Below are 21,017 nucleotides of genomic sequence, written 5' to 3'. Positions count from 1 at the left end.
TCTATGCCGGAAAATTCCGGCTGCCCCTTGCATAAGGGCGCAAAACACGGAAACCATCCGGGGCGTTGCAGAAAACTGCCCCGGTGGAGACGATGGACCCAGCACCCTATATCGACATCTATTGCGAACGCGCGGCCGCCGGCTTCTGGGCCGAACCGGTCAACGCGCTCACCAATCTGGCCTTCATCATCGCCGCGCTCGTCGCCTGGCCCACCGCCTGGCGCAGACCCGAGCGGGGCCTGCTGGAACTGACGGTCATTGCGCTGGTTGCGGTGATCGGCGTCGGATCGTTCCTGTTCCACACGCTCGCAACGCCGTTTTCCGCCGCACTCGACGTCATCCCGATCTGGCTGTTTTTCTTTCTCTACATCCTGCTGCTGTTCGTGCGGGTGGCCGGAGAGAAAACCTTCGACATTATCGGCTACATGATCGGGACGATCATGGGCTTCGCCCTGCTCGTCTATCTCGTCGGGCTCGCTTCACGCGGCGGCGAGGCACCGCTCAACGGCTCGCTGCAATACGCCCCTGCCCTCGTCGCCATGGCGATCGCATCTGTGGTCGCGGTCTGGCGCGATCATCCCGTCTGGCGTTATTTCGCCGGCGCGACCGCGATCTTCATCATGTCGCTGACGTTCCGCAGCCTCGACCAGTCCACCTGCATGGCAACGGCGGGGCTCGGCACCCATTTCCTCTGGCATATTCTCAACGCCACGGTGCTCGGCATATTGCTGCAGGGCGCGGTTCGGGAACTGCCGCCGAAGAACTAAAACGAAAACGACGCCGTTACCGGCACATGGTCCGACGGCTTTTCCCAGCCGCGGGCCGCAGTCAGGATATCGAAGCGTTCGAAGGCGGGAACGAGGTCCGGCGAGGTCCAGATATGGTCGAGACGGCGTCCGCGATTGGCGGCCTGCCAGTCCTTGGCGCGGTAGCTCCACCAGGTGTAGAGCTTTTCGTCTTCCGGCGTGACATGGCGCATCAGATCCACCCAGCCGCCTTTGGCGATCAGATCCTTCATGCCCTCGGTCTCGACCGGCGTGTGACTGACGACCTTCAGGAGCTGCTTGTGGGACCACACGTCGTTTTCCATCGGCGCGATATTGAGATCGCCAACCAGAATGGAGCCAATTCCATCGCCCTGATCCGCCTTCAGCACCTTCATCTCTTCCAGAAAATCGAGTTTGTGGCGGAATTTCGGGTTGATCTCGGGATCGGGTTCGTCGCCGCCGGCCGGCACATAGAAATTATGCAGCCTGACCTTCCGGCCCCCGGCATCGAACACCACCGAGATGTGGCGGGTGTCGCCCATGGCGCAGTAATCGGTCGAAAACCCTTCGCCCAGCGGAATCCGCGAGACGATGGCGACCCCGTGATAGCCCTTCTGGCCATGCACCTCGATATGCTCGTAGCCGAGTTCACGCAGCGGCTTGTAGGGGAACTGGTCGTTCAGGCATTTTATCTCCTGAAGGCACAGGATATCAGGCTGATAATCCCTGAGGAACCGTTCGACGATCGGCATGCGCAGGCGCACCGAATTGATATTCCAGGTGGTAAGACTCAAATCCACGAGCGCGCGCCTTCCTTGCTGAACGGACATCAGCAATAGGCGATTCGCCCGGCGGCCGAAAGGGCGTCAGTTGTCGCTGCCCGGGCTCGCCATGATCTGGTCGTAGGGAATACGGAACACCGAGCGGGCGAATTTGACGCCGGTGCGGACATTGGAGAGGATCACGGTGGTATCCTTGCCCTGGGCATCCGTGATCGTCCACTGGCGCAGGTCGAAGCTCTTGCTGTCGAACATCATCGTGATCACCTGATCGCCGAAGATCGACTTGTCGCCGAGCACGATCACCGTCAGCCCGTTCTGCTCGCGTACATCGCGCACCATGCGGTGCTGGAGATCGATCTGGTCGGCGAGAAGCAGCGACAGCGGCGTGCGCGACAGCGGATAGAAATCCCAGGTATCGAGATCACCGTTGCCGACCGCGACGTTGCGGTTGTCGGCAATCACCTTCAGCGTCGAGGGCGGATCGTAGTCGAAGCGCAGCTTGCCGGGGCGTTCCAGATAGAACTTGCCGCCCGCCTGCTCGCCGCGCGGTCCGAACTGCATGAACTCGCCGGTCATCGACTTGACCGAGGAAAAATGGTCGGCAACGCGCTGTGCCGCGGCGCCGGAGGAAGCGGAAGTTGCCTGCGCCATCTGGACAGTACCATCGCGCTTTGTCGGCATCGGTACGTCGCCCCCTGTCGGAAGCGTCTGCGCAAAAGCCGGCAGCCCGATCAGCAGCGCGGCGCCTGCCACAAGACCGCCGAGAAACCGGCGACGGGCGCGGATCGTGGACGAAGTGTTCTTAAGCTTGCTCATATATCCGATCCTGAAAACTGATTGCGGCCCGGTTGCGCCTCGAAGGCGGCGTTTTCGGGGCGAAACGTCCTGATTGTCACTGGCAGCCAAGATGGTGCGTCAATTCGGACCTTCAATGATATCGCGTTCCGTCGGCACCAGAATCTCGCGCTTGCCGGCGTGATTGGCGGGGCCGATGATGCCTTCCTGCTCCATCCGCTCGATCAGGCTTGCCGCGCGGTTGTAACCGATGCCGAGGCGGCGCTGAACGTAGGAGGTCGATGCCTTGCCGTCCCGCAACACGATCGCCACCGCCTGATCGTAAGGGTCGTCCGACTTCGCCAGATTACCGGAGCCGCCGCCATCGCCGTCATAACCGCCATCGCCGTCATCATCGTCATCGGCGGTGATCGCGTCGAGATATTCCGGCGTGCCCTGGGTCTTGAGATAGGCGACGATTTCCTCGACCTCCGGGTCGGAGACGAACGGACCGTGGACGCGCTGGATGCGGCCGCCGCCGGCCATGTGCAGCATGTCGCCCTGGCCGAGAAGCTGTTCGGCCCCCTGCTCGCCAAGGATTGTGCGGCTGTCGATCTTGGAGGTCACCTGGAACGAGATGCGGGTCGGGAAGTTGGCCTTGATCGTGCCGGTGATGACATCGACAGACGGGCGCTGGGTCGCCATGATCACGTGGATGCCGGCCGCGCGCGCCATCTGCGCCAGACGCTGGACCGCGCCCTCGATATCCTTGCCGGCGACCATCATCAGGTCGGCCATCTCATCGATGATCACGACGATATACGGCATCGGCTCGAGATCGAATTCCTCCGTCTCGTAGACCGCCTCGCCGGTTTCGCGGTCGAAACCGGTCTGGACGGTGCGCGACAGGGTCTCGCCCTTCTCCTCGGCCAGCGCGACGCGGCTGTTGAAGCCGTCGATGTTGCGCACGCCGAGCTTGGCCATGCTCTTGTAGCGCTCCTCCATCTCGCGCACGGTCCATTTCAGCGCCACGACCGCCTTCTTCGGGTCGGTCACCACCGGCGACAGCAGATGCGGAATGCCGTCATAGACCGAAAGCTCGAGCATTTTCGGGTCGATCATGATCAGGCGGCACTGCTCGGGCGAAAGCCGGTAAAGCAGCGACAGGATCATGGTATTGACCGCGACGGATTTACCGGAGCCCGTGGTGCCGGCAATCAGCAGATGCGGCATCTTGGCAAGGTCTGCCGTGACCGATTCGCCGCCGATGGTCTTGCCGAGCGCCATGGCGAGCTTGGCCTTGGAATTCTGGAAATCCTGGCTCGCGATGATCTCGCGCAGGAACACGGTTTCGCGGTGCGGGTTGGGCAGTTCGATGCCGATGGCGTTGCGGCCGGGAATGACGGCGACGCGGGCGGAAATCGCCGCCATCGAGCGGGCGATGTCGTCGGCAAGGCCGATGACGCGCGAGGATTTGATGCCGGGCGCCGGTTCCAGTTCGTAAAGCGTGACGACCGGGCCGGGACGGACGTGGATGATCTCGCCCTTGACGCCGAAATCTTCGAGCACCTTTTCGAGCGTGCGGGCGTTCTCCTCCAGCACCTCTTTCGACAGCGCCTTGTCACGGGCAAGGCCCTTGGGCTCGGAGAGCAGCGCCGCCGAGGGCAGTTCGAAGCCGCGCGGGGAAAACGGCCCGCGAACGGGCCTGCGCACGGTTTCCGCGCTCACAGGCTTAGGCGGCGGCGCGGGTGCGGCAACCACCGGCGCGCGCGGCGGCTGGCGGCCGACGCGCGGCTCGGCGGACATGCGTCCGGTCGGCCCGAAATCGGCGCTCAGCACGCCCTCCGGAAGGTCGTCCTCATCATCGAGATCGTTATCCGCATGCCCGTCATAATCGAAGGGCGGCGGGTCGGCCGGGGCGTAGCCGGTCTCGCGCCGGCGATCGGGATCGACGAGGCTCGGCTCGCCGCTGCGGCGCCAGGACGGATAAGCCGGCTGATCGTCGTCCAGCCGCTCGAAACTGTCCTCGTTGAAATCGTAAGGCGCGTCGAACTCCTGCTCCTCGTCCCGCCGACGGCCGAAGACCTTGTTGAAGCGGGCGCGTGAAATGTACCAGAAATGAGCGGCATGACCGATCACCGGAGCCAGCGAGAAGCCCCCGTCACGCTCCTCGGCAAGATCGGAAACGGTCGGCGCGCCCGGATCGCTGGACTGGCGCTTTGCGGCAGGCCTTTCCGGAGCGATCCGCGGCTGGCGGATGATCAGGCCGGCTGCATAAAGCTGCAGGAACAGCGCCGGCAGCGCAAAAATGCCGCCGACGATCATCGCGGCCAAGCCTTCGGGATACTGACCGATGAAAAGCGCCGGGAAACGCAGGATCAGATCGCCGGAAACGCCGCCGAGTCCGTTCGGCAGCGGCCATGTCGGCGGCGGCGGCACGCAGCCGAGAACGGCGGCGGTGAGGATCGCGGCGCCGACCCAGGCGAAGAACCGCGAGGGCTTGCGATAGATCCGCCTTCCCGCCATCATCGCCAGCGACCAGGACAGCACCGGCAGCAGCGCGAACACGCTGGCAAGCCCGAACGCCTGCATCACGATATCGGCGAAATCGGCGCCCGGATAGCCGAGGATATTGGTCGGCAACCGGCCTGTGGCATGGAGCGCGCTCGGATCGTCGACATTCCACGTCGCCATCGCCGCGATTGCAAGGCAGAGCACCACAAACAGCGCGAATCCGAAAAGCGCTGCAACATAGCGCCGGACAAATCCGATGAGCGAGAACTCACCGCCGCTTCTGTGTTCAAACCGCTCTGCCCGTGCAGCCATACCCGATACCCTCAAAACAATATCATCAACCGAAAGCATCCGCCCGAAAACAGGACGGTCTTCGGGAGATTCGCGAGTGAGGCTAGCAGCGATGGGTTAAAGCCTCTTTAACCATCGCCGGTTGAGGCGATGCAGGCCCGGACGGAAAACGGCCGGGCGTTGCAGCCCGACCGTCAAAAACCGCGCGCCAGCACGATCCGCATCTGATGAGAACGGCGACCGCTCCAAGCTATTGAATCTACGCATCGTGTTTTCCGAAAATCGATTCCGATTTTCGGGCCGACGCGCTAGCGTTTGTCTGGGAAAAGTGGAATCCGGTTTTCCCGAAAAGACAAACGAAAACAAATAAATCTAGAGTCTGTCTGGTTCGATTTGAACCTGACAGACTCTAGTCGCCTTCCGAGACCTCCTCGGTGCGCAGCTTCGAGGGGTCGATGCGGCGGTTCATCAGGCTCAGCACGATCGGCAGCATGAAGCCGGCGATTGCGAGAACCCAGAGCGAGATCGACAGCGGCGAAGCCCAGAGCGTGCTCCAGTTACCGTCCGAAATCGTCATGGCGCGCCTGAGGTTGACCTCCATCTGGTTGCCCAGAAGAACGCCCATGATGACCGGCACCAGGGGCACGTCAAGCTTGCGCAACAGCCAGCCGCCCAGACCGAACAGGACCATCACCGTCAGGTCGAAGACCGAGCCGGATATGCCGTAGATACCGACGAAGGAGATCATCGCCACCGCCGGCATCAGATAGCGGGTCGGCACCAGCAACAGCCGCACGAACAGCCCGACCATCGGGATGTTCAAAAGCAGGAGCATGAAATTGCCAATCATCAGCGCGGCGATCAGGCCCCACACGACATCGGGGTTCTGGGTGAACAGCAGCGGGCCGGGGGTGATGTTCAGCGCCAGCAGCATGGCAAGCAGCACCGCCGTCGTGCCGGAACCGGGAACGCCGAGCGCCAGCATCGGCACCAGAGCGCCGCCGGCGGCGGCATTGTTGCCGGCTTCGGGTGCGGCCACGCCGCGCGGATCGCCCTTGCCGAAGGTGTTCTTGCCGTTCTTCAGGCTACGCTCGGCGCCATAGGCAAGGAACGATCCGAGCGAAGCGCCGGCACCCGGCAGAACGCCGGCCAGGAAGCCGATCACCGTGCCGCGTGCCATCGAGCCGCTGGTTGCGCGCAGCATCTTCCACCGCGGAAGAATGCGACCGATCTTGACCTTCTCCTCCTTGCCGCCGGCCTTGTCGACATCGCTGCCGCGATGTTCGAGGAAGGTGAAGACTTCCGAAAGCGCGAACAGCCCGACAATGGCGACCAGGAAGTCGATCCCGTCATAGAGATGGATCTCGCCGAAGGTGAGCCGGGGAACGCCGGTCTGCTGGTCGACGCCGATCATGGCGATGCCGAGGCCCAGCGCCGCCGCGAGAGCGGATTTCGCCTGGTTGCGGCTGGTAACCCCGCCAAGCGTCGCAAACGCCAGAGCATAAAGCGCGAAATACTCCGCCGGACCGAACAGAAGCGCCACCTTGACGAGCTGCGGCGCGAGCACGGCAAGACCGCAGATCGCGAAGAAGGAACCGACGAACGAGGCGATGCCGGACAGCGCCAGCGCCTCGCCGGCACGACCCTGCTGGGCCATGGGATAACCGTCGAGCGTCGTCATCATCGCCGGCTCGTCACCGGGAATGTTGAGCAGGATCGATGAAATGCGACCGCCATACATCGCGCCGAAATAGATCGAGGTCAGCAGGATCAGCGCCGGCGTGGCGGGCAGGCCAAGCGTGAAGGCAAGCGGGATAAGGATGGCGACGCCGTTTGACGGGCCAAGGCCCGGCAGAGCGCCGATAATCGTTCCGAGAAAGCAGCCGAGCAGCGCCAGCGCCAGGTTCTGGAACGTCAGGGCGACGGTGAAACCGTCGGCCAGTGCGGAAATGGTCTGCATGGTTTCCCCCTAGATGCCGAGCGGCCCGGTTGCCAGATGCAAGCCGAGAACGAGATGGAAGACGACATAGATGCCGACCGAAATGCAAATGCCGGCGATCGCTGCCTTCAGTGCCGGCGCGCCGAGCCGCCAGGACAGGAAGCCCGCGGCCACCATCGTGGCGATCACAAAGCCGGCGATCGGCAGGAAATAGGCATAGGCGAACAGCAAGCAGGCCGAGATTGCGATTTCAGCCAGTGATTTCGCCTTCGGCCATTCGGGCTCGCCGTCCGGCATGAGAATGATGAAGAGGCTCGCCACTGCCAGGATAACCCCGATAATGATGGGAAATGTCTTGGGGCCCACCGGATCGCTCATGAAGCTTTCCTGGGTCAGCAGCGCCTGCCAGATATAGATGGCGGCTATGACGATGCCGAAGCCGCCGAAAATACGATCACTCATGGAATGCCTCCCCATGGGCAGATTGTTACCGGGCGCTTTATACGCCTTGCGAATACGAAAAAGGGCCGGCCGGTCTCCCAACCGGCCGGCCCTCGCATCGATACTACTTCAAAATGCCGATCTCGCGCGACAATTCCTGAATCTCGGCGATGGATTCCATCACGAAGGCCTGGAATTCCGGGCCGCTCTTGTCGAGAGGGGCCAGGCCGCTCTGGGTCATGATCTGCTGCCATTCGTCGGACGTGTAGACCGTCTGGACGGCATCAACCCAGTAATCATAGGCTTCGTCGCTGATCTTGCCGGGGGCATAGAAACCGCGCCAGTTGGCGCCGACGACATCGATTCCCTGTTCCTTGGCCGTCGGGAAGCTGGAGAAGTCGCCGGGCATGCGTTCGGGCGCGAGAACCGCAATCACCTTGATATCACCGGAATCGACGAAGCCCTTGGCTTCGGATGCGTCGCCGGTGAAGGCCTGTACGGAACCTGCCAGAAGCTGGGTCACGGCCTCGCCGCCGCCTTCGAAGGCGACGTATTTGACCTGGCGCACGTCCTGAACGCCGGCCTTGCGGGCTGCCATCAATACCTTCAGATGGTCCCAGCCGCCAACGGCGGAGCCGCCCGCGATCGCGATGCTTTTCGGGTCTTCCTTGATCTTGTCCAGCAGTTCGGGAAGCGTGTTGATCGGCGAATCCTTGGCGACGGCGATGATGCCATAGTCAGCGCCGACCGAGCCGATCCAGCGAACCTGATCGGCATTGTTGCCCGGGAATGCGCCCTGCGCCAGACGCGTTGCGGTGGCGGAAGAAGCTGCCACCAGCAGGTCCTCGTCGCTGTCGCGCTTGGTCACAACCGAGGCAAAAGCCACGCCGCCCGAGCCGCCAACCAGGTTGACCACCTGCATGGTGCCGGGCACCAGCTTCAGGTCCTGCATCACCTTGCCGACCTGGCGGCAGGTGAAGTCCCAGCCGCCGCCGGGTGCTGCGGGCGCAATGCATTCGGTTGCGCTCGGCTCGAACGCCGCTGCCGGGCTTGCCACGGCAAGCCCCAGCGAGAGCGCTGCCAAGAGGTTACGTATTTTCGTCATGATGGTCCTCCCTTTTTTCGACCATTTCAGGATATCGGATTGGGCCCCGTGTAGGTCCACCGGTAATGCGGAGGCGTCGGCCCCTTGTTGCGGCCCCCCTGCTGCATCTGTTCATAGGCGTGCGACATGGCGCCGACCGAGCGCGACAGGCAGAACAGCCCGCGGGCAAGCGGCGCCGGGAAGCCGAGTTCGCCATAGATCACGGCGGTCGCGCCGTCGATATTCATGGGCACCGGTTTGCCGCGGGCGGCCTCCAGATGCGCGCCGAGCGCGCGGCCGACTGCGGCGAACCTGCCGCTGACCACGCCGTTCGCCGCGGCCTCGTCCACAAGCGCCAGAAGGCGCGGACTGCGCGGGTCGACGGGCTTGTGAAAGCGGTGGCCGAAGCCCGGAATATATTTGCCGCGGGTGGCCTGGAACTCGGCGACGCAATCGGCGACCGCTTCGTCAAGCGGCGCGCCATCGGTCGCGGCCGAATCAATCAGGCGATAAAGCTCAAGCGCCTGTTCGCCGGCTCCGCCATGGACGTCATCCAGCATATTGACCGCATTGGCCATTGCGCCGTTGAGCGACAGGCCGCAGGTCACCGCCATCCGGGCAGCCGCGATCGAGGGCGCTTGCGGGCCGTGATCGACGGCGGCGACGAGGGCCGCTTCCAGCAGATCCGCCTCCGGCTTCGAGGGCAGGTCGCCGCGCGTCATCAGCCACACCATCTGTGCAAAGCTGACATTGCCGATGAGTTCCTCGATCGGCCTGCCGCGCATGCGGATCTGGCCCGGGGCCATGTCGATGATTTCGGTGCTCCACCAGTCGGCGACGTCGCTCATATGACCCCTGCATCCTTCAGTTCGTTGATCTGCTGGCCGGTGAGGCCGAGATCGGTATAGATTTCGTCGTTGTGCTGGCCGAGAATCGGCGGCGCGTCTTCAACGGCGGGTGCCTTGCCATCGAGTTTGAAGCCGGTTCTGACGACTGTAATATCTCTTTCGACGCCGGGCACTTGGCCAAAAGTCGCAAGCAGGCCCCGCTCGGTGATCTGTGGATGGGCGAGAACCTCCGGCACGGAAAGCACAGCCCCTGCGGGCACGCCGATCCGGTTCATCTCCCGCGCCCATTCGCGCGCGGGCCGGGTGACCAGCACGGTTTCTATTTCGGCTTTCAGCGACAGACGGTTCTGCTTGCGCAGTTCGCGGTTGAGAAAGCGCGGGTCCTCAAGCAGTTCCGGCCGGCCGATATGGCGCGCCAGCGCCTCCCACTGCTCGTCCTTGTTGGCCGCGATATTGATGGGCGCATCTTCGGCCTGGAACGTGCCGGATGGTGCCGATGTCAGGTTCTCGTTGCCATTGGGGGTCGGCGCCACACCGCCGATGAGATAGTTCGAGACGGCCCAGCCCATGGTGGCGATCGTCGCTTCCAGCATCGAGACATCGATGAAGCTGCCCCGTTCCGGCGCATTGAGTGCCGCGGCGATCGCGAAGGCGGCGGTCATGCCGCCGATCGTGTCGGCGATCGGATAGCCGACGCGCATCGGTGCGCTGTCTGCATCACCGGTTATCGACATGACGCCGGAACTGCCCTGAATGATCTGATCATAGGCCGGCCGATGCACCCAGGGACCCTCCTGGCCGAAGCCCGAGATCGCGCAGTAGATCAGCTTCGGGTTGACGGCCTTCAACACCTCGTAGTCGAGGCCGAGCCGCTTCATCACGCCCGGCCGGTAGTTTTCCACCAGCACGTCGGCGGTTGCGACCAGTTGTTTGAGAAGCGCCTTGCCGGCCTCGTCCTTGAGGTTGAGCGTCACGGATTTCTTGCCGGCGTTCTGCGCGAGAAACGAGATGCCCATATTGCGCTTGTTCAGCTCTGGATCGACGCCGAGCTGCCGGGCCAGATCGCCGCCCCGGACATTTTCGACCTTGATCACCTCCGCCCCCATATGAGCGAGCTGATGACAGCAGAACGGACCCGCCAGAACATTGCTAAGGTCCAATATCCTGATGCCTTCGAGGGGAGACGGTTTTTGTTGATTATACGTCAATTTACCCTTGCCAATCAGATTTTATCGTTCTATCTAACGAAACGCTGCTCACAATAACAGAACGGTATTCAATCGTCCAGTCCACTGAGGGATTCTCCATGGGTCAGCTCGCCGAGCAAAAAGGCGTCGACGCCGTCGATCGGGCACTTGCTATTCTCGAATGCTTCGCGACGGCAGATCAGCCGCTTTCACTGGCGCAGATCGCGCGGGAAACAGGGCTCTACAAGAGCACTATCCTGCGGCTTCTCAACTCGCTGATACGGTTTGGCTATCTGGAGCGGGACGAGCTTGGGCAATACCGGCTGGCGAGCACGGTCTGGCGGCTGGGAGCGCAATACCGCGCATCCTTCTCGCTCGGCGACGGGATCAGGGCAGAGCTTGCCCACCTGGCGAAGGCGACGGGGGAAACGGCGTCATTCTACGTGCGCCGCGGCGACGCCCGGCTGTGCCTTTATCGCAGCGAGCCGGAGCGCGCGATCCGCCACTCGGTTGCAGAAGGCGTCGAATTGCCCATCGGGCTGGGAGCCTCGGGAAAGGTGCTGCAGGCTTTCGACAGGGATAGCGGATCAAAGTGGGATGATATCCGTGAGGCAGGCTTTGCCACCTCGCGCGGCGAGCGCAACCCGGATGTGGCGGCGATTGCCGCCCCCGTCTTCGACCAGAGCGGCAGGCTGCGCGGCGCAATCGCGGTATCGGGTCCGGTCACGCGGCTTGATGAGGTTGCCACCGCAAGGGTTGCGAAACTCCTGACCGAGCGCGCAGCCGCGCTGATTATTCCAGCCTGATAACCGGGATTCTGCTTTTCAGCCCTCTTCGCGGGCAACCGCGCGCCAGCCGATATCGCGGCGGCAGAAGCCTTCCGGCCAGTCGATGCTCTCGATCAGTTCATAAGCGCGGGTCTGCGCCTCGGTGACATTGGGGCCGAGCGCGGTGACGTTCAGCACCCGACCGCCATTGGCGACAAGCCTGCCGTCCTTCACCGCCGTGCCGGCATGGAAGGTGCGGGCGGAGCCATCGTCGGCGGGCAACGCCTTGATCTCGCTGCCCTTCCTGTAGCCGCCCGGATACCCCTTGGACGCCATCACCACCGTCAGCGCGGTCTGCTCGCTCCACACGGCCGAAACGCCATCGAGCGTGCCGTCGGCGCAGGCGACGAGTATCGGCAGCAGATCGCTCTTCAGCCGCATCATCATCACCTGGCATTCGGGATCGCCGAAACGCGCATTGTATTCGATCAGCTCCGGCCCCTTTTCGGTGATCATCAGCCCGGCATAGAGCACGCCCTGAAACGGATGTCCCATTTCCGCCATGCCGCGGATCGTGGGTTCGATGATCTCCTTCATCGTGCGCTCGATCATCGCCGCGTCCATCACCGGCGCCGGCGAATAGGCGCCCATGCCGCCGGTGTTGGGTCCGGTATCGCCATCGCCGACGGCCTTGTGATCCTGGGCGGTGGCCAGCGGCAGCGCGTGCTTTCCGTCCGACAGGCAGAAGAAGCTCGCTTCCTCGCCCACCAGAAATTCCTCGACCACGACTTCCGCGCCGGCCGCGCCGAACGTGCCTGAGAAGCAGTCATCGATCGCGGCGAGTGCCTCGTCATTGGTGCGGGCCACGGTGACGCCCTTGCCGGCGGCAAGGCCATCGGCCTTGATCACGATCGGCGCGCCGATTTCGTGCACATAGGCCTTGGCGGCTTCCGCATTGTCGAACCGCTGATAGGCGCCGGTCGGGATATCGTAGCGCGCGCACAGATCCTTGGTGAAGCCCTTGGAGCCTTCAAGCTGCGCGGCCGCTTTGGTCGGCCCGAACACTTTCAGCCCGGCCGCCTGCAGATCATCCGCGAGGCCGGCAACCAGCGGGGCCTCGGGGCCGACGACCACGAGGTCGATCGCTTTTTCCCCGCAGAACGCCACCACCGCCGCGTGGTCGGTAACATCGAGCGCCACGCAGACGGCATGGGCTGCGATGCCCGGATTGCCGGGAGCGGCATAGAAAGCGCCGATTTCGGGGGATTGCGCGAGTTTCCAGGCCAGCGCATGCTCGCGCCCGCCCGAACCGATCAGAAGGACATTCATGGGTCCGCTCCGTTTGTCACCTGCTCGCGGTTGGGTAAGCAGGCGGGCGGCAAAGGTCAAGGCCGGGATGCGTTAACATCCGGGGCAATATTGTGGACGGTCGCAAACGCCATCGCCAAAGCCATTGTTTCGGCGCTATGAACGCCTAAATTCACCGCTCCCGTGGAAGATGGAATGAAATTGATGGCCGCAGCAAAAATCGCCCGCATCGTCGCCGAGGAAATCAAGGCCCGCCCAGATCAGGTGGACGCCGCGCTGAAGCTTCTGGATGACGGGGCGACCGTGCCGTTCGTTGCGCGCTACCGCAAGGAGGCTACCGGCGGGCTCGATGACGGACAGTTACGCACTCTTGCCGAGCGCGTCACCTATCTGCGCGAACTGGAGGCGCGGCGCGCCACGATCGTCGAATCGATCACCGGCCAGGGCAAGATGACGGACGAGCTGTCCGGCAAGATCGCCGCTGTTGCCACCAAGTCCGAACTCGAAGACCTCTATCTCCCCTACAAGCCAAAGCGCCGCACCCGCGCGATGATCGCCCGCGAGAACGGCCTTCAGCCGCTGGCCGATGCGATTTTCCAGAACCGGAACGTGGACCCGGAAAAGCTTGCCGAGGCCTACATCAATGAAAAGGTCGCCGATACCCGCGCCGCGCTCGACGGCGTCCGCGATATCCTGTCGGAGGAGTTCGCGGAAAACGCCGAACTCGTCGGCAGGCTGCGGCACTATATGCGCGACAATGCGATGCTCTACGCCACGGTGGTGGCGGGCAAGGAAGAGGCCGGACAGAAATTCTCCGACTATTTCGATCATGCCGAAAAATTCGCGACCGCGCCGGGCCATCGCGTGCTCGCCATGCTGCGCGGCTTCAACGAGGAAGTACTGTCGGTCGCGATCGAGGCCGACCGCGATAACCCCGCCCCGGTCAAACCCGCCCAGCAGATGATCGCCCGCTTCTTCGATATCGGCAAGGAGGGCAAGGCCAACGCCTTCCTGATGCAGGTCGCCGGCTGGTGCTGGCGGGTCAAGCTTTCCACCTCGCTGTCGCTCGATCTGATGCGGGAAATGCGCGAGCGCGCCGAGGACGAGGCGATCCATGTGTTCGCCCGCAATCTGAAGGACCTGCTGCTGGCAGCCCCCGCCGGCTCCCGCGTCACGCTCGGCCTCGATCCGGGCATCCGCACCGGCGTCAAGGTCGCGGCCGTCGACGGCACCGGCAAGCTACTCGATACCGCGACCATCTATCCGTTCCAGCCGCGCAACGACATTCAGGGCGCGATGGCCGTGCTGAAGGCGCTGATCGCGCGCCACAACGTCTCGCTGATCGCGATCGGCAACGGCACGGCCAGCCGCGAAACCGAAAAACTGGTCGCCGACGTGCTGAAGACGGTTCCCGAGCCGAAGCCGATGAAGGTGATCGTGTCGGAGGCCGGCGCTTCGGTCTATTCGGCCTCGGAGATGGCGGCGAAGGAGTTTCCGGAGCTTGACGTTTCGCTGCGCGGCGCGGTCTCGATCGCCCGGCGATTGCAGGACCCGCTGGCCGAACTCGTCAAGATCGAGCCGAAATCGATCGGCGTCGGCCAGTATCAGCACGATGTCGACCAGATGAAACTGTCGCGCTCGCTCGATGCCGTGGTCGAGGACGCGGTCAACGGCGTCGGCGTCGACCTCAACACCGCTTCCGCGCCGCTGCTTGCCCGCGTTTCCGGTCTCGGCCCCTCGATTGCCGAGGCGATCGTGCTGCACCGCGACGCCAATGGCGCGTTCAGGAGCCGCAGGGAATTGCTGAAGGTTGCCCGGCTTGGTCCGCGCGCCTTCGAACAGAGCGCCGGGTTTCTGCGCATCCGCGACGGCGTCGAGCCGCTCGATTCGTCCGCCGTCCATCCGGAGGCCTATGACGTGGCGAAGAAGATCGTCGCCGCCTGCGGGCGCGACCTGCGCGCGCTGATGGGCGACAGCGCCGCCCTGAAGACCGTCGATCCGCGCGCCTTCGTCGATGACCGATTCGGCCTGCCGACCGTGCGCGACATTCTGTCAGAACTCGAAAAGCCCGGCCGCGACCCGCGTCCCGAATTCAGGACCGCGAGCTTTGCCGACGGCATCGACGCGATTTCCGATCTGAAACCCGGCATGATGCTGGAAGGCACCGTCACCAATGTCGCCGCCTTCGGCGCGTTCGTCGATATCGGCGTGCATCAGGACGGGCTGGTGCACGTCTCGCAGCTCGCCGACCGCTTCGTCAAGGATCCGCATGAGGTTGTGAAAGCCGGCGACGTGGTGAAGGTCCGCGTCGTCGACGTGGATGTCAAACGCAAGCGCATCGCCCTGTCGATGAAGAAGGATGACGGCGCCCCGCCCGTCAGAGCGCCCCGCAATGACCGCCCGCAGGAACGCAGCAATAATCGCGGCGGCAAGCAGCAAGCCCAGGGCGCATTCGGCGCGGCGCTTGCGGATGCGATGCGCAAGAAGTGAGCGCTCAGCTCCACCGATCGGCGCCCGCGGATAGCCCGTCTGTGATTTGCCGACGATGACCTCAACAACGAGGCTGCGACTGCAGCCGCCGGAACGGACGGAAAAAGCTCGCCGCCCCGTTTCGATCGCTTTCGCGCCGCAATACCCATTTTCGCGATTCGGCTTGCTATCGGAATTGATACCTTCGCCGACACAATCCAGGGATGCATCAGAGAAGATTTCCCGCAAAAGGCATGTCAACCGTCCAACTTACCATTGCATTGTCGCGTTTCCCCCGCCTTGTTTCTTGCGTCAAGTTGAATAATGTGCGTCAAATAATATGTGACATACGCAGGCATTCGGGGGATTGCGATGGCTTCACCGCTGTTCAACCTGATCGAAAAGATCATCAATACCGGGACATTAAGGGTCAAGGACGCAACAGGAGCAATAACGAGTTTCGGAGATGGCACCGGTGATCCGGTCGCGATCCGGTTCGCCGACAGGGAAGCCGAAAAACTGGTGGCCACCAACCCGGCGCTCGCCCTCGGCGAGATGTATATGCAGGGCCGGTTCATCATGGAGGAAGGCGATATCTACGACTTCCTGTCGCTGGTGCGCCGCAACACGCTCGAGATCGTATTCTCGCCGCTGATGGCGGCAAGGGTGTTCTGGCGCACGGGACTTGCGCAGTTGCAGACGCGGCTGCCGATCAACCGCAACCGCAAGAATGTCTCCCATCACTACGACCTGACGCCGCCGCTGTTCAGCCTGTTTCTGGACGAGGACTGGCAGTATTCCTGCGCCTATTTCGATCCGCCGGATATCTCGCTTGATGAGGCGCAACTGGCCAAGAAGCGCCATATCGCAGCCAAGCTGAGACTGAACGAGGGCCAGCGCGTGCTGGAAATCGGCTCCGGTTGGGGCGGGCTCAGCATGTATCTCGCCGAGATGGCCGGCGTTGACTGCACCGGCATCACGCTTTCCCACGAGCAGCATAACATTTCGGAAAAGCGCGTGGCAAAGCGCGGGCTGTCGGACAGGGTACGGTTCGAGCTGCAGGACTACCGCACAATGAAGGCCAGGCCCTTCGACCGGATCGTCTCCGTCGGCATGTTCGAACATGTCGGCCTTGGCCGCTACCAGAATTTTTTCAACAAGTGTTTCGAACTTCTGGACGATGACGGGGTGATGGTGCTGCATTCGATCGGCCGCGATGTCGCCGGCCACGGACACACCAACCCGTTCATCGAAAAATATATCTTCCCCGGCGGCTATATCCCCTCGCTTGCGGAAGTGCTGCCGGCGATCGAGAAGTCCGGCCTTCTGGTGCGCGATATCGAAATCCTGCAGATGCATTATGCCTATACGGTGAGGGCCTGGCGCGAACGCTTCGTGGCGCGCAAGGAAGAGGCGATCAAACTCTACGACGAAAAATTCTTCCGGATGTGGGAATTCTATCTCGCCGGCTCCGAAATGGCATTCGCGTGGGACAAGATGTTCATCTTCCAGATCCAGCTTTCCAAGAGCCAGTTTGCCACGCCCAATAACCGCCGCTATATGTTCGAGGCGGAAGACAAACTGAAAGCCGCGGAAGCGAACCGGGCGCCGTTGGAGCCTGTCGACTTCCTTTGATCCGGCTTCGTTCAAGGCGGGCAGATGAGCAAAATTCGCGAGGATGACGGCCGCGTGATCGACGCGCCGTCGGATAATTTCGTTTACCGGCTGCTGCCGCCTTTTCTGTGGCCATACGCCCAGCTCGCCCGCTGGGACCGGCCGATCGGCTGGCAGTTGCTGATGTGGCCCTGCTTCTGGTCGGCGGCGATGGCGGCCGGCGTGAGCGCGCATGCCAATGCCTTCCGCCCCGGGCAGTTCATCGCCCATCTGCTGTTGTTCTGGCTTGGCGCCGTTGCCATGCGCGGGGCCGGCTGCACCTATAATGATCTGGTCGATCACGATATCGACAATCAGGTGGCCAGAACCCGCTCGCGCCCCCTCCCCTCCGGCCGGGTCACGCGGCGGCAGGCGAAGGTGTTCATCCTGCTGCAGGCGCTGACCGGGCTTGCCGTGCTTCTCTGCTTCAATCTTTTCACCATCATGCTCGGCATCGCCTCTCTGGCGATCGTGGCGATCTATCCCTTCGCGAAGCGCTTCACGGACTGGCCGCAATTCGTGCTGGGGCTGGCGTTTTCCTGGGGGGCGCTGGTGGGATGGTCGGCGGTGTTCGGCGCGCTCTCCGGGCCCGCCGTGCTCGTCTACATCGCCTCGGTGGTCTGGACCATCGGCTATGACACGATCTACGCCCATCAGGACAAGGAGGACGATGCCCTCATCGGCGTCCGCTCCACCGCGCGTCTTTTCGGCGACAATACCAAGCCGTGGCTGATCGGCTTTTACGGCGCGATGCTGGCGCTGATGGCGCTTGCGTTCCGGGTTGCCGGTCTCGGCTGGCCCGCTTTTGCCGGTCTCGCCCTCGGCGGCGGCATTCTGTTCTGGCAGATCTTCGTGCTCGATATCGAGGACGGCGATCAGTGCAAGCGGCTGTTTCTTGCCAACCACCATGTCGGCATCGCGATCTTCGCCGGACTGGTGGTCTCGATCTTCATCGGCTGATTCTTGGGGGCTGCCCCTCAGGCCGCGACCGCGCGGCCGGCGAGCTTGAGCATGACGCCGAGGCCGCCGTCGTCCATGCGAACCGTCAGACGCGGGATCGGTCGGGTTGCCTTGCGGCGGCGCGGGCCCGCCTCGTCATTGGCGGCATGCACGCGATGCGGCTGGAAATCGACCGCGCGGGCGGCGCCATCGGCCTCGACCATCAGCATCGGAATATCGTAGAGAAGCGACCATTCCTGCCAGTCGGCCACGATCGCGTCGAGATCATGGGCGATCAGAAGCGGAATGCACAATTCCGGATCGGCGTGATGCAGTTCCAGCGTCACCGTGATCGCGCCGTCGACATGGGCAACCGCGCGCGCGGCGACCCCCCTGAAGGCGCGGCCCGGCAGCGCGATCGAGAACGGCAGGTTGCTCGACGGCAGGTTGCGTCGCACCACCGCGCCGCGGGTATCGAGCTTGACGGCGATGCGGGTATCGGTGCCCTTGGCCGTGTAGGAGAATTTCTGCGGGAAGTGTGCCGGATCGATCCGGAGAACCGTATCGTCCTGTCCCCTCAACACTTGCGAATTCGTCATGTCATCACCCTTGTCTTAGTCCCCGGTATCCGGCGCAAACTTGCGAACTTTTCCGTTCGTCTGAGGGGGATATTAGGCGAGGATGTTACCAGCCGCCTTAACAAGCACGGTTAAGAAATTCCAACGCGGATCAATGGTTATCAAAATCCGATTTTGCAGGGTTGAGAGAGAGTGAACGGGGTGGTGACGGGGCGTTAACCGCGTGGGGGCGAACAATCCTCGCTGGAAACTCCGTTGGGCCGAACCGCATAGCCCCCAAGTCTTCTCGCCCCGGAGGGGAGAGATGTCGCGACAGCGACAGTGAGGGGGGAGTCTATCCACACGAACGCCCTTACAGGAGGAAATGCTGTATCACCCTCACTGCCCCTTTCGGAGCATCTCTCCCGCAAGCGGGAGAGAGTATTGGGGGGCTATGCGGCGGAGCTTCTGCAAACGCCCTGCTCTCAGGCGAGGTGTGTTTCTCAGCCAGAAATCTTCGAGAAATCCGCCACCGTGCCGGTGGCCTCGCGGATCATGGCGAGCAGCGCCAGACGGTTGGCGCGCACGGCCTCGTCCTCGGCATTGACCAGCACATCCTCGAAGAACCGGTCGACCGGCGCGCGCAGCACCGAGAGCGCCTCCATGGCGGCAAAGAAATCCTCCTTCGCCGAAGCGGCCCTCGCCTTCTCCCCGGCGGCGAGAATGGCGGCGTAAAGCGCCGTCTCGGCCTCGAGTTCGAACAGCCCCGGATCGACCTTTTCGGCAATCCGCGTCTTCTTCTTTTCTTCCGCCGCCAGCAACTGGCCGGCGCGCTTTTCGCCCGCCAGAAGGTTTTGGCCATCTTCGGAATCAAGGAATTTCGTCAGCGCCTCGACCCTGCGGGCAACGACTTCGAGGTCGTCGGCCTCAGGCCCGAGCACCGCGTCGATCAGGTCATACCGCGCGCCCATGTCGCGCAGGTAGACCTTGAAGCGGTCGTGGAAGAAGGAGAGGAGGTCGCGGTCATCGAAAACGTCGAGCAGCGGCAGCCGCACCCCACGTTCCAGAATAATCCGGATAACCCCCAGCGCCGCACGCCTCAGCGCATAAGGGTCGCCCGAGCCGGTCGGCTTTTCGTCGATCGACCAGAAACCGGTCAGCGTGTCGAGCTTGTCGGCGAGCGCCACCGTCAGCGACACCTTGCCGCGCGGCACGACGTCGGAGGGGCCGAGCGGCTTGTAGTGCTCCTCGAGGGCCGCCGCCACATCCTCGCTCTCGCCCTGCAGGATCGCGTATTTGCGGCCCATCGCGCCCTGAAGCTCGGGGAATTCGCCGACGGCCTCGGTGCGCAGGTCGGCCTTGGCCAGTACCACCGCGCGGTCGACTTCGGCCGGATCGGCGCCGACGATCGGAGCAAGCCTGCCCGCAAGCGCGCGGATGCGGGCGACGCGGTCGCCCTGGGTGCCGAGCCTGGCATGAAACGTCACATTCAGCGCGTCGAGCTTGGCCATGCGCTGGTCGAGCGGCTTCTTGAGGTCGAGGCCGAATTTTTCCGCCGAGGCATGAAGCGTTCCAAGGTCCGGCAGATCGCGCTGGTCGATATGCCAGAAATGCAGCGCGTCGGAAAGACGCGCGCGCACGACCTTGCCATTGCCGTGACGGATTTCCCTGCCGCCGTCGGTGGCGGCGATATTGGCGACCAGAATGAATTTGTTGGTGAGCCTGTCCTCGCCATGCTTGCGGGTGACGAAGCATTTCTGGTTGGTCTTGATCGTCAGCCGGGTGATCTCGTCCGGAATTTCGAGAAAGGCCTCCTCGAATTCGCCGAGCAGCACCTGCGGATATTCGACCAGTCCCGCGACCTCGTCCAGAAGCCCCTCGTCCTCGACCACGTCGAGCCCGTTGGCGAAGGCCAGATTGGCGGCGTCCTGGCGGATGATCTCCTTGCGGCGCTCGGCGTCGAGCACGACGCAGGCTTTTTCCAGGCCCGCCGCGTAATCGGCGAAGCGCTTCACGGTGAAGGGTTCCGGCGCATGGAAGCGATGGCCATAGGTGACATTGGAGGCGACGATGCCGTCAATCTCGAAATCGACGACCCTGGTTTCCTCGATTTCCGTACCGAAGGTGCAGACGATCGACTGCAGCGGCCGCACCCAGCGCAGGCTTCCCGGTTTTGCCGAGGCAGCACCCCAGCGCATCGATTTGGCCCAGGGGAAAGTGCGGATGATGCCGGGCATCACGTCGCGGATGATTTCTTCCGCGTCACGGCCGGGCTTTTCGATGATGGCGACGTAGAAGTCGCCTTTCTTGGGGTCCGACTGGATTTTCGCTTCGGAAATGTCGGAGAGTCCCGCGCCGCGCAAAAAACCCTCCAGCGCCTTTTCCGGCGCGCCGACGCGCGGGCCCTTGCGTTCCTCGCGGACATCGGCCGAGCGCGCCGTCAGGCCGTGAATGTCGAGCGTCAGCCGGCGCGGCGTGAAATAATCGCGCGCGCCCTCATAGGTCAGACCCGCATCGACCAGCGCATCGGTGACGCGCTTCTTCAGTTCGCCGGCCGCCTGCCGCTGCATGCGGGCGGGGATTTCCTCGGAGCGAAGTTCAAGCAAAAGGTCTGGCATCGGGAACGGCTTCTGTCATGTTCTGGAACGTGGTAGCGGCGGTGTTAGCAAGCTCCGTGAAAAAAGTCATCCGGCAATA

The 21,017-nt window shown here is 63.1% G+C and carries 16 protein-coding genes; 5 read left to right on the top strand and 11 right to left on the bottom strand.

The window, feature by feature from the left end:
• The first annotated feature begins 92 nt into the window (after positions 1-92).
• Positions 93-767, top strand: coding sequence for a ceramidase domain-containing protein (locus tag HQ843_RS13330; RefSeq protein WP_180897855.1), 675 nt, complete (start codon positions 93-95; stop codon positions 765-767).
• Here HQ843_RS13330 and xth read toward each other — a convergent pair.
• From xth to HQ843_RS13290, 8 genes are all read right to left on the bottom strand, one after another.
• Entirely contained in the window at positions 764-1,567 is an 804-nt protein-coding gene (gene xth / locus HQ843_RS13325) for an exodeoxyribonuclease III (protein ID WP_180897856.1), read from the bottom strand. The genes HQ843_RS13330 and xth overlap by 4 nt on opposite strands.
• Before the next feature lie 66 nt (positions 1,568-1,633).
• Positions 1,634-2,365 (bottom strand): outer membrane lipoprotein carrier protein LolA, encoded by a 732-nt coding sequence (locus HQ843_RS13320; RefSeq protein ID WP_180897857.1) that lies wholly within the window; start codon positions 2,363-2,365, stop codon positions 1,634-1,636.
• Between the two features lie 99 nt (positions 2,366-2,464).
• A complete protein-coding gene (locus HQ843_RS13315) occupies positions 2,465-5,149 on the bottom strand; it encodes an FtsK/SpoIIIE family DNA translocase (RefSeq protein WP_180897858.1) in 2,685 nt (894 codons plus the stop codon).
• A gap of 388 nt (positions 5,150-5,537) precedes the next feature.
• Positions 5,538-7,088: a tripartite tricarboxylate transporter permease gene (locus tag HQ843_RS13310; RefSeq protein ID WP_180897859.1), complete on the bottom strand. Its 1,551-nt coding sequence runs from the start codon at positions 7,086-7,088 to the stop codon at positions 5,538-5,540.
• 9 nt (positions 7,089-7,097) lie between these two features.
• Entirely contained in the window at positions 7,098-7,529 is a 432-nt protein-coding gene (locus HQ843_RS13305; protein WP_180897860.1) for a tripartite tricarboxylate transporter TctB family protein, read from the bottom strand.
• Positions 7,530-7,632: 103 nt separating this feature from the next.
• Positions 7,633-8,613, bottom strand: a complete 981-nt coding sequence (locus HQ843_RS13300; protein ID WP_180897861.1) for a Bug family tripartite tricarboxylate transporter substrate binding protein — start codon at positions 8,611-8,613, stop codon at positions 7,633-7,635.
• Between the two features lie 26 nt (positions 8,614-8,639).
• Positions 8,640-9,440 carry a citryl-CoA lyase gene (locus HQ843_RS13295; protein ID WP_180897862.1) on the bottom strand — a complete coding sequence of 267 codons (801 nt, stop codon included), beginning with the start codon at positions 9,438-9,440 and terminating at the stop codon, positions 8,640-8,642.
• On the bottom strand, positions 9,437-10,648 hold the full coding sequence (locus HQ843_RS13290; RefSeq protein ID WP_210275224.1) for a CaiB/BaiF CoA transferase family protein: 1,212 nt from the start codon (positions 10,646-10,648) through the stop codon (positions 9,437-9,439). The genes HQ843_RS13295 and HQ843_RS13290 overlap by 4 nt, the downstream gene beginning before the upstream one ends.
• Positions 10,649-10,746: 98 nt before the next feature.
• On the opposite strand from HQ843_RS13290, the gene HQ843_RS13285 reads away from it, so the two are divergent.
• Positions 10,747-11,433, top strand: a complete 687-nt coding sequence (locus HQ843_RS13285) for an IclR family transcriptional regulator (RefSeq protein ID WP_180897863.1) — start codon at positions 10,747-10,749, stop codon at positions 11,431-11,433.
• 18 nt (positions 11,434-11,451) lie between these two features.
• Here the strand turns inward: HQ843_RS13285 and purD are convergent, their stop codons facing one another.
• Entirely contained in the window at positions 11,452-12,723 is a 1,272-nt protein-coding gene (gene purD / locus HQ843_RS13280; RefSeq protein ID WP_180897864.1) for a phosphoribosylamine--glycine ligase, read from the bottom strand.
• Between the two features lie 183 nt (positions 12,724-12,906).
• Between purD and HQ843_RS13275 the strand changes: the two genes are divergently transcribed.
• From HQ843_RS13275 to ubiA, 3 genes are all read left to right on the top strand, one after another.
• Positions 12,907-15,192: a Tex family protein gene (locus tag HQ843_RS13275; protein WP_180897865.1), complete on the top strand. Its 2,286-nt coding sequence runs from the start codon at positions 12,907-12,909 to the stop codon at positions 15,190-15,192.
• 351 nt (positions 15,193-15,543) lie between these two features.
• On the top strand, positions 15,544-16,806 hold the full coding sequence (locus tag HQ843_RS13270) for an SAM-dependent methyltransferase (protein WP_180897866.1): 1,263 nt from the start codon (positions 15,544-15,546) through the stop codon (positions 16,804-16,806).
• Between the two features lie 24 nt (positions 16,807-16,830).
• Positions 16,831-17,784 carry a 4-hydroxybenzoate octaprenyltransferase gene (ubiA, locus tag HQ843_RS13265; RefSeq protein ID WP_180897867.1) on the top strand — a complete coding sequence of 318 codons (954 nt, stop codon included), beginning with the start codon at positions 16,831-16,833 and terminating at the stop codon, positions 17,782-17,784.
• A 17-nt stretch (positions 17,785-17,801) separates the two neighbouring features.
• On the opposite strand, the gene HQ843_RS13260 is transcribed toward ubiA, so the two are convergent.
• Together HQ843_RS13260 and glyS are read right to left on the bottom strand one after the other, a co-directional pair.
• Positions 17,802-18,362 (bottom strand): DUF6101 family protein, encoded by a 561-nt coding sequence (locus tag HQ843_RS13260; RefSeq protein ID WP_180897868.1) that lies wholly within the window; start codon positions 18,360-18,362, stop codon positions 17,802-17,804.
• Positions 18,363-18,823: 461 nt separating this feature from the next.
• Positions 18,824-20,938 carry a glycine--tRNA ligase subunit beta gene (gene glyS, locus HQ843_RS13255; RefSeq protein ID WP_180897869.1) on the bottom strand — a complete coding sequence of 705 codons (2,115 nt, stop codon included), beginning with the start codon at positions 20,936-20,938 and terminating at the stop codon, positions 18,824-18,826.
• Between the last annotated feature and the right edge of the window lie 79 nt (positions 20,939-21,017).

This window comes from Martelella sp. NC20 (assembly GCF_013459645.1).
Taxonomy (GTDB): domain Bacteria; phylum Pseudomonadota; class Alphaproteobacteria; order Rhizobiales; family Rhizobiaceae; genus Martelella.
Note: the sequence above shows the minus strand (reverse complement) of the source record. Positions and strands in the feature narration are given on the sequence as shown.

Excerpts from the sequence above, each read along its gene's own strand:
- HQ843_RS13310 (WP_180897859.1), bottom strand. The coding sequence starts at position 7,088 with ATGCAGACCATTTCCGCACTGGCCGACGGTTTCACCGTCGCCCTGACG.
- HQ843_RS13260 (WP_180897868.1), bottom strand. The coding sequence starts at position 18,362 with ATGACGAATTCGCAAGTGTTGAGGGGACAGGACGATACGGTTCTCCGG.
- HQ843_RS13330 (WP_180897855.1), top strand. The coding sequence starts at position 93 with ATGGACCCAGCACCCTATATCGACATCTATTGCGAACGCGCGGCCGCC.
- HQ843_RS13320 (WP_180897857.1), bottom strand. The coding sequence starts at position 2,365 with ATGAGCAAGCTTAAGAACACTTCGTCCACGATCCGCGCCCGTCGCCGG.
- HQ843_RS13285 (WP_180897863.1), top strand. The coding sequence starts at position 10,747 with ATGGGTCAGCTCGCCGAGCAAAAAGGCGTCGACGCCGTCGATCGGGCA.
- glyS (WP_180897869.1), bottom strand. The coding sequence starts at position 20,938 with ATGCCAGACCTTTTGCTTGAACTTCGCTCCGAGGAAATCCCCGCCCGC.
- HQ843_RS13295 (WP_180897862.1), bottom strand. The coding sequence starts at position 9,440 with ATGAGCGACGTCGCCGACTGGTGGAGCACCGAAATCATCGACATGGCC.
- HQ843_RS13300 (WP_180897861.1), bottom strand. The coding sequence starts at position 8,613 with ATGACGAAAATACGTAACCTCTTGGCAGCGCTCTCGCTGGGGCTTGCC.
- HQ843_RS13275 (WP_180897865.1), top strand. The coding sequence starts at position 12,907 with ATGGCCGCAGCAAAAATCGCCCGCATCGTCGCCGAGGAAATCAAGGCC.
- HQ843_RS13305 (WP_180897860.1), bottom strand. The coding sequence starts at position 7,529 with ATGAGTGATCGTATTTTCGGCGGCTTCGGCATCGTCATAGCCGCCATC.
- HQ843_RS13315 (WP_180897858.1), bottom strand. The coding sequence starts at position 5,149 with ATGGCTGCACGGGCAGAGCGGTTTGAACACAGAAGCGGCGGTGAGTTC.
- purD (WP_180897864.1), bottom strand. The coding sequence starts at position 12,723 with ATGAATGTCCTTCTGATCGGTTCGGGCGGGCGCGAGCATGCGCTGGCC.
- ubiA (WP_180897867.1), top strand. The coding sequence starts at position 16,831 with ATGAGCAAAATTCGCGAGGATGACGGCCGCGTGATCGACGCGCCGTCG.
- HQ843_RS13270 (WP_180897866.1), top strand. The coding sequence starts at position 15,544 with ATGGCTTCACCGCTGTTCAACCTGATCGAAAAGATCATCAATACCGGG.